This is a genomic window from Streptomyces boncukensis (assembly GCF_011045075.1).
Taxonomy (GTDB): domain Bacteria; phylum Actinomycetota; class Actinomycetes; order Streptomycetales; family Streptomycetaceae; genus Streptomyces; species Streptomyces boncukensis.
In genome coordinates, this window is record NZ_JAAKZZ010000168.1 from 1 (window position 1) to 14,050 (window position 14,050).

General features: G+C 73.5%; 13 protein-coding genes and 1 pseudogene. 10 read left to right on the top strand and 4 right to left on the bottom strand.

Translation table 11 applies throughout. The annotated features are described in order from the left end of the window. The 4 genes and pseudogenes from G5C65_RS39315 to G5C65_RS17435 form a co-directional block, all read left to right on the top strand. A pseudogene (locus G5C65_RS39315) lies at window positions 1–127 on the top strand (IS630 family transposase); the annotation flags it as partial. A gap of 295 nt (window positions 128–422) precedes the next feature. Then, a complete protein-coding gene (locus tag G5C65_RS17425) occupies window positions 423–2,027 on the top strand; it encodes a M4 family metallopeptidase (protein ID WP_165299774.1) in 1,605 nt (534 codons plus the stop codon). Window positions 2,028–2,180: 153 nt separating this feature from the next. Continuing rightward, complete coding sequence (locus G5C65_RS17430) at window positions 2,181–3,110, top strand: tetratricopeptide repeat protein (RefSeq protein ID WP_165299775.1); 930 nt, start codon at window positions 2,181–2,183, stop codon at window positions 3,108–3,110. 61 nt (window positions 3,111–3,171) lie between these two features. Next, entirely contained in the window at window positions 3,172–4,710 is a 1,539-nt protein-coding gene (locus tag G5C65_RS17435) for an APC family permease (protein ID WP_165299776.1), read from the top strand. Between the two features lie 9 nt (window positions 4,711–4,719). Here the strand turns inward: G5C65_RS17435 and G5C65_RS17440 are convergent, their stop codons facing one another. Then, the gene (locus G5C65_RS17440) at window positions 4,720–6,375 is read right to left on the bottom strand and encodes an FAD-binding dehydrogenase (RefSeq protein ID WP_165299777.1); all 1,656 of its coding nucleotides are present in this window, start codon (window positions 6,373–6,375) and stop codon (window positions 4,720–4,722) included. 118 nt (window positions 6,376–6,493) lie between these two features. On the opposite strand from G5C65_RS17440, the gene G5C65_RS17445 reads away from it, so the two are divergent. The 4 genes from G5C65_RS17445 to G5C65_RS17460 are packed head-to-tail and all read left to right on the top strand — an operon-like array spanning window position 6,494 to window position 8,270. After that, a complete protein-coding gene (locus tag G5C65_RS17445) occupies window positions 6,494–7,021 on the top strand; it encodes an NUDIX domain-containing protein (RefSeq protein WP_165299778.1) in 528 nt (175 codons plus the stop codon). Between the two features lie 12 nt (window positions 7,022–7,033). Continuing rightward, window positions 7,034–7,429 carry a YidH family protein gene (locus G5C65_RS17450; RefSeq protein WP_420903328.1) on the top strand — a complete coding sequence of 132 codons (396 nt, stop codon included), beginning with the start codon at window positions 7,034–7,036 and terminating at the stop codon, window positions 7,427–7,429. Then, window positions 7,426–7,758 carry a DUF202 domain-containing protein gene (locus G5C65_RS17455; RefSeq protein WP_165299780.1) on the top strand — a complete coding sequence of 111 codons (333 nt, stop codon included), beginning with the start codon at window positions 7,426–7,428 and terminating at the stop codon, window positions 7,756–7,758. Before G5C65_RS17450 ends, G5C65_RS17455 begins: the two co-directional genes overlap by 4 nt. 8 nt (window positions 7,759–7,766) lie before the next feature. Next, window positions 7,767–8,270 (top strand): gluconokinase, encoded by a 504-nt coding sequence (locus G5C65_RS17460; RefSeq protein ID WP_165299786.1) that lies wholly within the window; start codon window positions 7,767–7,769, stop codon window positions 8,268–8,270. Window positions 8,271–8,319: 49 nt separating this feature from the next. Here G5C65_RS17460 and G5C65_RS17465 read toward each other — a convergent pair whose 3' ends face one another. Continuing rightward, window positions 8,320–9,525: a Cmx/CmrA family chloramphenicol efflux MFS transporter gene (locus G5C65_RS17465; protein ID WP_165299781.1), complete on the bottom strand. Its 1,206-nt coding sequence runs from the start codon at window positions 9,523–9,525 to the stop codon at window positions 8,320–8,322. Between the two features lie 430 nt (window positions 9,526–9,955). Here G5C65_RS17465 and G5C65_RS17470 point away from each other — a divergent pair, with 430 nt between their 5' ends. Next, entirely contained in the window at window positions 9,956–10,975 is a 1,020-nt protein-coding gene (locus G5C65_RS17470) for a phosphotransferase family protein (protein WP_165299782.1), read from the top strand. Between the two features lie 5 nt (window positions 10,976–10,980). Beyond that, on the top strand, window positions 10,981–12,195 hold the full coding sequence (locus tag G5C65_RS17475) for an acyl-CoA dehydrogenase family protein (protein ID WP_165299783.1): 1,215 nt from the start codon (window positions 10,981–10,983) through the stop codon (window positions 12,193–12,195). Between the two features lie 63 nt (window positions 12,196–12,258). Here G5C65_RS17475 and G5C65_RS17480 read toward each other — a convergent pair whose 3' ends face one another. Further along, a complete protein-coding gene (locus G5C65_RS17480; protein ID WP_165299784.1) occupies window positions 12,259–13,257 on the bottom strand; it encodes a zinc-binding dehydrogenase in 999 nt (332 codons plus the stop codon). Window positions 13,258–13,286: 29 nt separating this feature from the next. Further along, window positions 13,287–13,907 (bottom strand): TetR/AcrR family transcriptional regulator, encoded by a 621-nt coding sequence (locus G5C65_RS17485; protein WP_165299785.1) that lies wholly within the window; start codon window positions 13,905–13,907, stop codon window positions 13,287–13,289. Window positions 13,908–14,050 lie beyond the last annotated feature (143 nt).

A 14,050-nucleotide genomic window follows, 5' to 3' on the forward strand; every position in this document is an offset into this window, starting at 1 on the left:
CGACATCCGCACCTGGCTCGCCGACTGGAACACCAACCCCCGGCCCTTCATCTGGACAAAGACCGCCGACGAGATCCTCGAAAAGGTCGCAACCTACTGCCGACGAATCTCCGACTCAGGACACTAGGGGCTGTCCGGCGGATCGTGGTTGCGCGCGCCCCGCGGCGGAGCCGCTACGGACACGGGCCCCGCGCCCCTGACGGGGCACCGGGGGGAGCGTCCGGTCAACGGACGGCGGGTTCGTGTAAACGGGCGGATTTGGCCATTTCCTTGGCAGGGCACTGACAAAGACCGCGCCCGGTGCCATTCTTCACCTCGCCGACGCGCGGCGCCCCCGATCCCCACACCACACCGCCGCGCACCGGCGGATTCCACTCGTACCCGCTCCATACGTTCTGCCCTGTTCCGCAGAAGGAGTTCCCGTGCGTACGACACACACCCCCCGAAGACGCACTACGCTCGCCAGCGCCCTGGTGGCCACCGCCGCCTTGCTCGGCGTCGCCCTGCAGAGCGGTACCGCCAGCGCCGGACCCGAGGACGGGCGCCTGGACACCGGAGAGCTTCCGGCGAAGCTGTCCGCGCCCCAGCGCGCCGCGCTGCTCCAGGAGGCGGAGGACCGCAGCGCCGCGACCGCCGAGGCGCTGGGGCTCGGCCCCCGGGAGCGGCTCATGCCGCGCGACGTGGTCAAGAACCGCAACGGCGCCGTCCACGTCCGCTACGAGCGGACCTACGCCGGACTGCCGGTGCTCGGCGGCGAGGTGACCGTGCACCGCGCCGCGGACGGCGCCATCGAGCGCGTCGCCAAGGAGACCGACGCCACCGTCAAGGTGGCCTCGACCGACGCCGAGCGCAAGGCGCCCGGGGTGCGGAAGGCCGCCGCCAAGCCCCGCAAGGTGGTCTGGGCCGCCGACGGCAAGCCGCGGCTGGCCTGGGAGACCGTCGCGGGCGGCACCCGGAAGGACGGCACGCCCAACGAGCTGCACACCGTCACCGACGCCCGCACCGGCGCGGAGCTGGCGTCCTGGCAGGGTGTGCACCAGGGCACCGGCCACAGCCAGTACAGCGGCACCGTCGAGCTGGGCACCCAGCCGTCGTACACCATGACCGACACCGGGCGCGGCAACCACCGCACGTACAACCTCAACCGCGCCACCTCCGGCTTCGGCACCCTCTTCTCCGACCCCGACGACGAGTGGGGCAACGGGAGCCCGAGCAACCCGCAGACCGCGGGCGTGGACGCGCACTACGGCGCGGGGGTCACCTGGGACTACTACCGGGACGTGCACGGACGGCTGGGCATCAGGGGCGACGGCGTGGGCGCGCGCTCCCGCGTGCGCTACGGCAACAACTACGTCAACGCCTTCTGGCAGGACTCCTGCTTCTGCATGACGTACGGCGACGGCCAGGGCAACCAGCGCCCGCTGACCTCCGTCGACGTGGCCGCGCACGAGATGACCCACGGCGTCACCTCGAACACGGCGGGGCTGCGGTACCGGGGCGAGTCCGGCGGGCTCAACGAGGCCACCTCGGACATCTTCGCCGCGGCCGTCGAGTTCAAGGTCGACAACGCGCAGTACGACCCGGCGGACTACCTCGTCGGCGAGAAGGTGGACATCTACGGCAACGGCAACCCGCTGCGCTACATGGACCGGCCCAGCAGGGACGGCCGCTCCAAGGACTACTGGTACTCGGGCATCGGCAACATCGACGTGCACTACTCGTCCGGTGTCGCCAACCACTTCTTCTACCTGCTGAGCGAGGGCAGCGGCGCCAAGGAGATCAACGGCGTGCGCTACGACTCGCCCACGTACGACAACCAGCCGGTGACCGGGATCGGCATCAACGACGCCGAGCGGATCTGGTTCAAGGCGCTCAGCGAGGAGATGGGCCCCGGCACCGACTACCACCAGGCGCGCACGGACACCCTCACGGCGGCAGCGAAGCTCTTCGGCCAGAACAGCACCCAGTACGAGGCCGTGGCACACGCCTGGGCGGCCGTCAACGTCGGCAGCCGCCCCGCCTCCTGACCCACCGCCAACAGCACAGCTGTTCCTCCAGCAGCCCAACGCGCCCCGGATTCCCGTCACTTGGGTTTCCGGGCGCGTTTCTTTTCCCGCCCGCAACACCCCTCGACGTTCCCTTGACGCACCCCACCCGTTCAGGTTGGGTGAGCCGCGACCATGACTCCTCCACCGCCTCCGCTCACTTTCCGCCGGTTCTCCGAGGGTCGCAGGCCCGATCCGGCGCTCGACGACGACGCGTTACGCTCCGCCCGCGACGCCTTCGTCCGGGGCCACTGGACGGAAGCCCGCGGGCTGCTGCTGGCCACGGGTGACGACTGGGACCGCCGGGGACACCGCTGCACCGTGCTGGCCGCTGCCCCGGCCGCCCAGGCGTGGGCCCGCGAGTGGCTGCAGACCGAGCCGGACAGCGCGGACGCCGCCGTCCTCCTCGCCTGCGCCACGGCGGTGCACGCGGCGCGCGGCAAGCAGCACCCGAACACCACGCGGGAGGCCATCGCGACGGCCGTGCGGACGGCGCCCGCCGACCCCACGCCCTGGCTCGCGCTGCTGCTCCTCTTCCGCGCCACCGCCACCCCGGAGGACTGCCGCTACGCCTTCGAGGAGGCGCGCGCCCGCCACGGCGAGCACCACAGGGCGCACCATCTGATGGCGGCCTCGCTCGCCGAGAAGGGCCCGGAGGTCTACGACTTCGCCACAGCGGCGGCGGAGCGCGCCCCCGCCGACTCGCCGCTCGCGCTGCTGCCCGTCGTCGCGCACGCCGAGCGCTTCCGCGTCCTCGCGGCGGCCCGGCAGACCGACCCCGACCCCACCCGGGCCCAGCACTGGACGGGCCGGTACGCGCGGCTCGTGGTGCGCGCGGCGTTCAACTGGTGGCTGGAGTGGGGCGCCGAGGACAGCGGCCCGCACCGCCTGACCGACCTGAACTACCTCGCCTACGCCAAGTTCCACGAGGGCCGCATGGCGGAGGCCGCCGCGCTCTTCCAGCGGATCGGCCCGCACATCACTCCCGAGCCCTGGTCGTTCTCGGGGCGCGATCCGCACACGTCGTTCCACACCGCGCACCGGACGGCCCTCGGTACGGCCTGAGCCGGCGGCTGCTCCGGCGCGCCCGCCACCGGATCCGACCACCTGGAGAGGACATCCCGTCATGCTCACGGGCAGTCAGAGCACGAGCAGCACACCCGAGATCAGCACCTACCGGGGCCAGGAACGGGCCCTGCGCGCGGACCGGCTGGGCACCGTGGGACTGCTGATGCCAGTCCTGGCGGCCACCGCGCCCCTGATGGTCGTCGCGGGCGTGATGGCCACCACGTACGCGGTCATGGGGATCACCGGGCTGCCGCTGCTGTTCGTCATCCTCGGCGCGATCATGGCGGTGTTCAGCATCGGCTACGCCGAGATGAGCCGCCATGTGCACAACGCGGGCGCGTTCTACGCCTACATCTCGCGCGGCCTCGGGGGCCTGGCGGGCGCCGGCGCCTCGTATGTGGCGCTCATCGCGTACAGCGCCCTCCAGGTCGGCGTCTACGGCATCTTCGGCTTCGAGGCCACCGTGCTGCTGGACCGGTTCTTCGGCGTCACGGTCGCCTGGTGGATACCCGCGCTGGCCGCGCTGGCCGTGACGGCCGTGCTCGGTGCCCGCAAGATCGACCTGAACGTCAAGGTCGTCGGCGTGGTGCTGGTGCTGGAGGTGGTGTCCGTCCTCGTCATCGACATCGCCTTCGGCGCCGACCCCGGGGGCCAGGGCCTGTCCCTGCACGCGTTCGATCCGGAGACCCTCTCCGGCGCCGGTCTGGGGACCGCGCTCTCCTTCACCGTGGCCGCCTTCCTCGGCTTCGAGCAGGCGCCCGTGTACGCGGAGGAGACCAGCAGGCCGCAGACCGTGGTGCGGCGCGTGATGTTCCTCGCGGTCGGCCTGATCGCGGTGTTCTACGCGGTGACCGCCTGGCTGATCGGCGTCGCGACGGGTCCGGACCGCGTGGTGGGCCAGGCCCGGCAGGAGAGCTCGGACCTGCTCTTCACACTCGCCGAGCCCCGGCTGGGCGGCACCTTCGCGGACGTGCTGCACGTCCTCTTCGTCACCAGCGCGTTCGGCGGCATGGTGGCCTTCCACAACGTCGTCTCCCGCTACGCGTTCGCCATGGGCCGCGAGGGGCTGCTGCCGCGCGCCGTGGGCCGCGCCTCGGCGGGCACCGGCGCCCCCGCCTACGGCTCGGTGATGCAGACGGCGATCGCGCTGGTGGTGGTGGCCGCCTTCGCGCTGACCGACGACGGGCCCGACGACGACCCCACGGCCCCGGTGCTGCGGCTGTTCACCTGGATGGGGAACCTCGGCGCGCTCGGGGTGATCCTTTTGATGTCGGTCACCTCGATCGCCGTCATCGTCTTCTTCGTCCGGCGCGGCGCCGCGCGCGTCCAGGCGTGGCGGCTGCTGTGCGCGGGCGTGGCGGCGGTCGCGCTCGGGGTGGTCTTCGGCTACGCGGTGAAGGACTTCGACGTGCTGCTCGGCGCCGGTCCCGACTCGTCGCTGTCCTGGATCCTGCCGGGCACCATCGCCCTCGCCGCGGCGGTCGGAGTGGCCGTCGGGCTCGTTCTGCGGAGGCGGCAGCCGAGCGCCTACGCGCGGATCGGGCTCGGCAACGAGGCGTTCCAGCTGGAGCGGGCGGCGTCCGGGGAGAGGGAGTGACCCGGAGCGTCAGCCGACCGCGCGGGCCGCCGCTCTTCCCGCCGCGCGGCCCGAGAACAGGCAGCCGCCGAGGAACGTGCCCTCCAGCGAGCGGTAGCCGTGCACGCCTCCGCCGCCGAACCCGGCGGCTTCGCCCGCCGCATACATGCCAGGAATCGGATTCCCGCCCTCCGCGAGGACGCGGGAGGCGAGGTCGGTCTCCAGCCCGCCCAGCGACTTGCGGGTGAGGATGTTCAGCCGTACGGCGATCAGCGGGCCCGCTGCCGGGTCGAGCAGCCGGTGCGGCGGCGCGACCCGGATGAGCCGGTCGCCGAGAAACCTGCGGGCTCCGCGCACGGCGGTCACCTGGAGGTCCTTGGTGAAGGGGTTGGTGATCTCCCGGTCCCGGGCCAGCACCTCGCGGCGCAGCGCGTCGGGGTCGATCAGCTTGTCGCCGGTCAGCTCGTTCATCCGGCGGGCCAGGGCGCCCAGGTCGCGCTCGACGACGAAGTCCGCTCCGCGGTCCATGAACGCCTGCACGGGGCCCGGCGCTCCGGCGCGGGCCCGCCCCAGCACGTCCCGCACGGAGCGTCCCGTCAGGTCCGGGTTCTGCTCGGAGCCGGAGAGCGCGAACTCCCGCTCGATGATCTTCCGGCTGAGGACGAACCAGGTGTAGCCGTACCCCGTGCGCATGATGTGGTCGAGGGTGCCCAGGGTGTCGAAGCCGGGGAAGAGCGGCACGGGAAGCCGCCGCCCCGTGGCGTCCAGCCACAGGGAGGAGGGGCCGGGCAGGATGCGGATGCCGTGCAGCGGCCAGACGGGGTTCCAGTTCTCGATGCCCTCGGTGTAGTGCCACATCCGGTCGCGGTTGATCACACGTGCTCCGGCGCGCTCGGCGGTGCCGAGCATCAGCCCGTCGACGTGTGCGGGCACGCCGGAGAGCAGCCGCTCGGGCGGGGTGCCCAGGCGCTCGGGCCAGGCGTCGCGGACCAGCTCGTGGTTGCCGCCGATGCCGCCCGAGGTCACGATCACGGCCTGGGCGCGCAGTTCGAAGCCGCCCTCCGCCTCCCGGCTGCTGGACCGGCCGCGCGGCACGTCGCTGGGCACCAGGACCTCGCCGGAGACGGTGTCCACCGCGCCGCCGGTACGGGACAGCCCGGTGACGCGGTGCCGGAAGCGCAGCTCGACCCGGCCGCGGGCGACGCCGTCCCGCACCCGCCGTTCGAACGGCTCGACGATTCCGGGCCCGGTGCCCCAGGTGATGTGGAAGCGGGGCACCGAGTTGCCGTGCCCCCGCGCGTCGTAGCCGCCGCGCTCGGCCCAGTTCACCACCGGGAAGATCTTCACTCCCTGGCCGCGCAGCCAGGCCCGCTTCTCGCCCGCCGCGAAGTCCACGTACGCCTCGGCCCAGCAGCGCGGCCAGTGGTCCTCGTCCCGGTCGAAGGCGGCCGTGCCGAGCCAGTCCTGCCAGGCCAGCTCGCGGCTGTCGCGGATGCGCAGCCGGCGCTGCTCGGGCGAGTCGACGAAGAAGAGGCCGCCGAACGACCAGTGCGCCTGCCCGCCCAGCGACTGCTCGGGCTCCTGGTCCAGCAGGATGACCCGGCGGCCGGCGTCGGCCAGCTCGGCGGTGGCGACGAGTCCGGCCAGCCCCGCCCCGATCACGATGACATCGGCGTCGTACGCCACGCTGCGCCCGTCCCTTCGCCCCGCTGCACCCGCTGCGCCCGGCGGTTGTGGTGACTGGAGAGTAACCTGCCGCCCCCTCGGCCGACAGCCCCCGGAGGCCGGGTGTTTGGATGGCGGTATGACTCCACAGGGCCCATCCGCCGACGAACCGCTGGACACCGTGGACGCCGAGGACCGGGTCGTCGGCGTCCGGCCGCGCGGCGAGGCGTACGCCCGGCGGCTGCGGCACCGCAGCACCTCCGTCCAGGTGCGGGACGCGCAGGGGCGGATCTTCGTCCACCGGCGCACCCCCACCAAGCTGATCTTCCCGTCGATGTACGACGTGGTGGTGGGCGGCGTCGTCGGCGCCGGCGAGGACTACGACGCGGCGGCGCTGCGCGAGGCCGAGGAGGAGCTGGGGGTGACCGGGCTGCCGATGCCCCGGCGCCGGCTGAAGTTCCTCTTCGAGACCCCCGAGCACTCCTGGTTCCTCCAGGTCTACGAGGTGGTGTGCACCCTGCCCGTCCAGCCGCAGGCCGAGGAGGTGGCCTGGTGGGACTGGCTGGAGGAGGACGAGCTGGAGCGCAGGCTGGGCACCTGGAGCGTGGTCCCGGACGGGCTGGAGTGCCACCGACGCCTCCGCGAGTGGCACGCGCGGCGGCCGTAGGCTCGACACATGATCCACCGGCTCGCCGCGACCCTCCGACTGTGGTTCGCCCCTCAGCTCATCAAGGCGGAGGGCACCACACCCGACTACCGCTTCTCCCTGGCCAACGAACGCACCTTCCTCGCCTGGGTCCGCACCGCGCTCGCCCTCGTCGCGGGCGGGATCGCGGTCGACCAGTTCCTCACCGAGCTGCGCTGGGGGATGCGTACGACCATCGCCATCGTGCTGCTGACGGGCGCGGCGCTGTGCGCGCTGCGCGCGGTGAACCACTGGGTGCGCTGTGAGCGCGCGATGCGGCGCGGCGAGGACCTGCCGACCTCCCGCTTCCCGGTGCTGCTGGGCACGGGCACGGCGGTGGCGGCGCTGACCGTGATCGTGGTGGTCGCGGTCGGCTGGGCCGGGAAGTGACGGGGCCCCGGGAGCCGGTCAGCGCGGCGGAGCGGGATCCGGCGGCGCAGCCGGAGCGCACCCGGCTGGCCTGGCGGCGCACCACGCTGACCTACGCCGTCTCGCTCGGGCTCGCCGTCCGCGCGGTACTGACCGAAGGCGCGCCGGCGGCCGCCGTCGCCGGGGTGGCCCTGGCGGCGCTGGCCTGGCTGGGCTTCCTGGCCGTCGCGCACCGCCGGATACAGCAGATGGTGACGGAGCGCCCGCCGCGGGGCCTGACCGTCCTGCAGCTGCGGGGAACGCTGGCGAGCGTGCTGACGTTGATCGTCGTGGGGGTGGTGCTGCTGTGAGAGCGCTGATGGTGGTGATGGGAGTCTCCGGCTCCGGGAAGAGCACGCTCGGCGAACGGCTGGCCAAGACCCTGCGGCTGCCGTTCGCGGACGCGGACGACTTCCACCCGCCGGAGAACGTGCGGAAGATGTCCGCCGGAGCGCCGCTGGACGACGCGGACCGCGCGCCGTGGCTGGCCGCGATGGCGGACTGGCTGACCGCGCGGGCGCGCGAGGGCGAGGGCGGCGTGCTGGTCTGCTCGGCGCTGAAGCGGCGCTACCGCGACCGGCTCCGGCAGGCGTCGCCCCGCCTGTTCTTCATCCATCTGGACGGCCCGGAGGAGCTGATCCGGGAGCGGATGGCGCACCGCGAGGGGCACTTCATGCCCGCGAGCCTGCTGCGGTCCCAGTTCGCGGACCTGGAGCCGCTGCAGGAGGACGAGCGGGGGGCCGCCGTCCCGATCGAGGGCCCCCCGCACGCGACGGAGCAGGCCGCGCTCGCGGCCCTGGCCAGGGCCGGAGAGCGCCCTTAGCGACTCCGGGCAGCCCGTGCCCAGCGGGATTCCGGGCACGGGCTGTCCCTTACGGTTCGTTGCGGGCCATCGCTGCCTGGCTGGACGCCCAGGTCCCCGCGACCCTTCGGGGGCGCTGCTCATGCGTCAGGGCGACCGCCGCCACCGCGAGGGCTGCCACCATCAGGGCCGTACTCACCCACACGGGGGCCCGGTAGCCCAGGCCCGCGCCCAGCGCCAGTCCGCCCAGCCAGGGGCCGGCCGTCGCCCCGACGTTGAACGCCGCCGTGGCGAAGCCCCCCGCGAGCGTCGGTGCCCCCTCCGCCTGCCGCAGGGCCCGGGTGATCAGCGCGGGTCCGGTGCCGAACGCGAGCATCCCCTGGACGAAGACGAGCGCCAGCGCCACGGCGAGCACGCCGGCGCCCAGCGCGAGCAGCGCCCAGCCGGCCGTCAGCGCGGCCATGCCCCCGGCCAGCAGGGCGACGGGCCGCCGGTCCAGCACCCGGCCGCTCAGGGTGACGCCCACGAAGGAGCCCGCGCCGAACAGCGCCAGCACGCCCGGAACCCAGCCGTCGGCGAGCCCGGTGACCCGCGTGGCCAGCGGCTCCAGATAGGTGAACGTGCAGAACGTGGCGCCCTGCACCAGCGCCATCACCAGCAGCGTGAGCAGCACCCGGCGCCGGGTCAGCGCCCGCAGCTCGTCCCGTACCCGGACCGCGGCGTGCGGGGGCCGCCCGCCGGGCACCGTGCGGGCGAGCGCGACCACGGCCGGAACGGAGACCGCGGCCACCGCCCAGAACGCCGCGCGCCAGCCCCAGTGCCCGCCGAGCACCGCCCCGGCGGGCACACCCACGACACAGGCGAGGGTGACCCCGCCGACGACGACGGAGGTCGCCCGCGCCCGGTGCCGCTCGTCCACCATGCTGACCGCCGTCATCATGGCGACGGCCCAGAAGCCGGCGTTGGCCAGCGCCGCGAGGACGCGGGTCGCCAGCAGCACCCCGTAGCTGGGGGTGAGCGCCCCGGCGACATGGACGGCGACGAAGACGCCGAGGAAGACCAGCAGCGCGGTGCGGCGCGGCCAGCGCCGGCTGAACAGCGCCATCAGCGGCGCGCCGACCGCCATTCCGACGGCGAAGCCGGAGGTCAGCAGTCCGGCGGCGGCGAGCGAGACGTGCAGGTCGTCGGCGATGCCGGACACCAGCCCGGCCAGCATGAACTCCGATGTGCCCTGGGCGAAGACCGCCAGCCCGAGCACATAGACGGTAAGAGGCATGAACCATCTCCATGGGTCACGACGCGACGGCGTCGAGGACAGACAGGACCTGGGGGAGGGAGGTGGGCCGCACTCAGGGCACGCGGCGGCAGCGAGGCCGCACGGCGCGGAGGGGGGGACACGCCGAGGTCACAGCAGGCCGGGACCGGCCAGGCCAGGCGGCGACATCGGCGAGGAGACGACGCGCGGACGCGTCGGGGAAAGGAGACAGCCCACCGCTCAGCGGGCGGTCCGGCGACAGCCGAAACGTAGGGCAGCCACCGGCCGTCCGGTGGCTAGCGTTGGCTCGCTTCGGGGCTGCTCATGGTGGGTGACTGTAGCATTCGGGACCGCGCGGCTCCACCGCGTTTCCCGGCTCCGCCCGCCGCCTCTGGACGCCATACCGACTAGTCGGCATGATCGGACCGACCGACGCGAAGGAGCACGCGAGATGAGCGAGGACAACCCTCCGGGGCTCGACGTGGAGCGGCTGGCGGCATATCTGGCGCGGGAGCGCCCCGGGCTGCTGCGCGGCCCGCTGACGGCAGAGGTGATCGAGGGCGGGCGGTCCAATCTGACCTACCGCGTCTCCGACGGCGCCTCCCGCTGGGTGGTGCGGCGCCCGCCGCTGGGCCATGTGCTCGCCACCGCGCACGACATGGCGCGCGAGCACCGCGTCATCAGCGCCCTGCGCGGCACGGACGTACCGGTGCCGGACACGGTGCTGCTGTGCGAGGACGCGGACGTCGTCGGCGCCCCGTTCTATGTGATGGAGCACGTGGCGGGGACGCCGTACCGCACGGCCGGGGAGCTGGCGGCGATCGGCCCCGAGCGCACCCGGCGCGTCGTGCTGGCGCTCACCGACACGCTCGTCGCGCTGCACGCGGTGTCCCCGCAGCGCGTCGGGCTGGCGGACTTCGGTCGGCCCGAGGGCTTTCTGGAGCGGCAGTTGCGGCGCTGGGGCCGGCAGCTGGAGGCGTCCCGCAGCCGGGATCTCGCGGGCGTGGACGAGCTGCGCACGGCGCTGGCCGGCGCCCTGCCCGCGTCCCCCGCGCCGGCGGTGGTGCACGGCGACTACCGCCTCGACAACGTCCTGGCGGACGCGGACGACCGGATCACCGCCGTGCTCGACTGGGAGATGTCCACCCTCGGCGACCCGCTGACCGACCTCGGCCTGCTGGCGATGTACGGCGAGGTCGACCTGCCCGACTCCCCCGTCAGCACCACGAGCCTGGCGCCCGGCCACCCCTCGGCGGACGAGCTGGTCGAGCGCTATGCGGCGCGCTCCGGCCGGGACGTCTCGCGGATCCCCTGGTATGTGGCCTTCGCCTACTTCAAGCTCGCCGTGATCCTGGAGGGCATCCACTACCGCTTCACCCAGGGCCGGACGGTGGGCGAGGGCTTCGACCGGATCGGGGAGCTCGTACCGGCCTTCGTCGAAGGCGGACTCACCACACTGCGGAAGGACTGAGCGGCATGGACTTCGCGTTCGACACCCGTACCGAGGAACTGCGAAAGCGGCTCTGGGAGTTCATGCGGGAGCACGTCGAGCCCGCCGAGCCGGTGGCCGGCGCGCAGCGCGCACGGCTGGAGTCCCCGTGGCACACGCCGCCGGTGCTGGAGGAGCTGAAGGCCACGGCGCGCACGCTGGGCCTGTGGAACCTCTTCCTGCCCGACCCGGAGCACGGCGCGGGCCTGACCAACCTCCAGTACGCGCCGCTGGCGGAGATCACCGGGCACAGTCCGCAGCTCGCCCCCACCGCGCTCAACTGCGCGGCCCCGGACACCGGCAACATGGAGGTGCTCGCCGAGTACGGCACCCCCGAGCAGCGCCGCATGTGGCTGGAGCCGCTGCTGGCCGGCGAGATCCGCTCGGCGTTCGCGATGACCGAGCCGGACGTGGCCTCCTCGGACGCCACGAACATCGCCACGCACATCCGCCGGGACGGCGACGACTACGTCATCTCGGGCCGCAAGTGGTATATCTCGGGCGCCATGCATCCGGACTGCGCGGTCCTCGTCGTGATGGGCAAGACCGATCCGGACGGCCCCGACGTACACCGCCGGCAGTCGATGGTCCTCGTCCCGCGCGACACCCCGGGCGTCGAGGTACGCCGCGCCATGACGGTCTACGGCTACGAGGATCACTACCACGGCGGGCACGCCGAGATCGTCTTCGACGAGGCGCGGGTGCCCGCGCGCAACCTCGTCGGCGAGGAGGGCGGCGGCTTCGCCATCGCGCAGGCCCGGCTGGGGCCGGGCCGGATCCACCACTGCATGCGGCTGATCGGCATGGCGGAGCGGGGCATGGCGCTGATGTGCCGCCGGGCGCTGGAGCGTACGGCCTTCGGCAAGCCGCTGGCCCGGCAGGGGGTGGTCCACGAGTGGATCGCGGACGCGCGGGTCCAGATCGAGCAGCTGCGGCTGCTGGTGCTGAAGACGGCCTGGCTGATGGACACGGTGGGCAACAAGGGCGCGCACACCGAGATCCAGGCCATCAAGATCGCGACTCCGCGCACGGTGGTGGACATCCTGGACCGCGCGGTGCAGCTGCACGGGGCCGGCGGGGTGAGCCAGGACTTCCCGCTCGCCGAGCTCTGGGCGGCCGCCCGCACCCTGCGGCTGGCCGACGGCCCCGACGAGGTCCACCAGCGCTCCCTGGCCCGCCGCGAACTGTCCCGCTACACGTAGGCACGCAGGTGCCCCGCCAACCGCCAAGCGGCGCGGGGCACCCCGGCCCGTCCCCGCCGGAACTCACGGGACGACGACGACCCGCCCCGTGGTCACCCCGTCGAAGACCCGCTGGACGGCGTCCGCCGCGCCCTGCAGGTCCACCCGCTCACTCACCAGCGGCCGCACGGCACCACTCGCCGCGAGCCCGGTGAGCTCCTCGTGGCAGGCCCGGACCGCGGCGGGCTCCTTCGCCGCGTACAGCCCCCAGTGCAGCCCGAGCAGGGAGTAGTTCTTGACCAGCACATGATTGAGGCCCTGCGTCGGCACGGCGCCGCTCGCGAAGCCGACGATCACGATCCGCCCCTCGAAGGCCACGCACTTGACGGACTTGGCGAAGGCGTCCCCGCCCACCGGGTCGTAGACGACATCGGCGCCGCGCCCGCCGGTGGCCTCCTTCACGGCCGCCACGATGTCGTCCGTACGCCGGTCGATCACGACGTCGCAGCCGAGCTGCCGGGCGGTCTCCGCCTTCGCGGAGCCGCCGACGACACCCAGCACCCGCGCCCCCGCGGCCTTGCCCAGCTGCACCGCCGCGCTGCCCACGCCGCCGGACGCGGCGTGCACCAGCAGGGTCTCGCCGGGCTGGAGGCGGGCCCGGCGGTGCAGGCCGAACCAGCCCGTCTGGTAGCCGATATGGAGCGCGGCGGCCTCCGCGTCGTCCAGGGCCTCGGGCGCGGGCAGGGCGTCCGCGCCGACGACGGTCCGCTCGGCGAAGCCGCCGCTCGGCAGCACCGGCCGCGCCAGCACCCGGTCCCCCACCGCGACCCCGCCGGCGGGCGCGCCGTCCCCGCTGTCGGGGCCGATCGCGAGCACCTCGCCGCACAGCTCGACACCGGGGGTGAAGGGGAGGGAGGGGCGAATCTGATACTCCCCGCGGCACAGCATCGCGTCGGGGTAGTTGACGTTGGCCGCCCGTACCCGGACGAGCAGTTCGCCCGGCCCCGGCTCGGGCTCGTCAACGTCCTCCAGCCGCATGACCGCACGCGGCTCGCCGTTCGTGTGGACGCGCCAGGTCTTCACGGATCTTCTCCCTACGTCGTCACCCTGCTTCACGGGCGCAGTGACCGCAGCAGCAGGTCCGCGAGGTGGTCCGCGACCTGCTGCGGGGACAGCCGCCCGTCCGGCCGGTACCAGCTGCCGAGGTGGTGGACGGAGCCGAAGTGGTAGTCCACCACCAGCTCGGCGGGGGCGGCGGTGCTGAACACCCCGCTGCGCTGGCCCTCTTCGACGAGCGCGCGGAACCGCTCGTGGTAGCGGCGGCGCTCGGCGCGCACCTGCCTCTGCTTCTCCGGGGAGAGCTGGTGCATGGTGCGGAAGAAAATCATGGCGTCGTCGAGGTTGTCGATGGTGGTGACGACCACGTCCGCCGCGGCCTCCCGCAGCCGCTGCTCGACCGGCGCGTCCCGCCCGGCGAGCAGGTCGAGCCGCTCCTGCTGGAGCCGCAGCAGCCGCCCGTAGATCTCGTGGAGCAGATCGTCCTTGGAGCCGAAGTAGTGGTAGAGGGCCCCTTTGGTGACCCCGGCGGCCTCGACTATCTCCTGTACGGAGGTGCGGTCGTAGCCCTGCTCGGCGAAGAGGCGGGTGGCGGCGGCGAGCAGCCGCCGCGGGACGGGGACCGCGCTGCCGTCTTCCGTGCCGCCGGTGGTGTCCGTGTCGGCCCGCGTCCGCATGGCCGTCACCTGCCTCTCGCTGTCGTGCTCGCTGTGGCTGCGGGTTCCCCTGGACGGGAACGCCGGTCCCGCGCCAGGATCTTCCCACCGGTGTGCCCCGTGCCCCGCGCGCGGCGGACGCCGGGCACGCTCAGGCCCCCTCC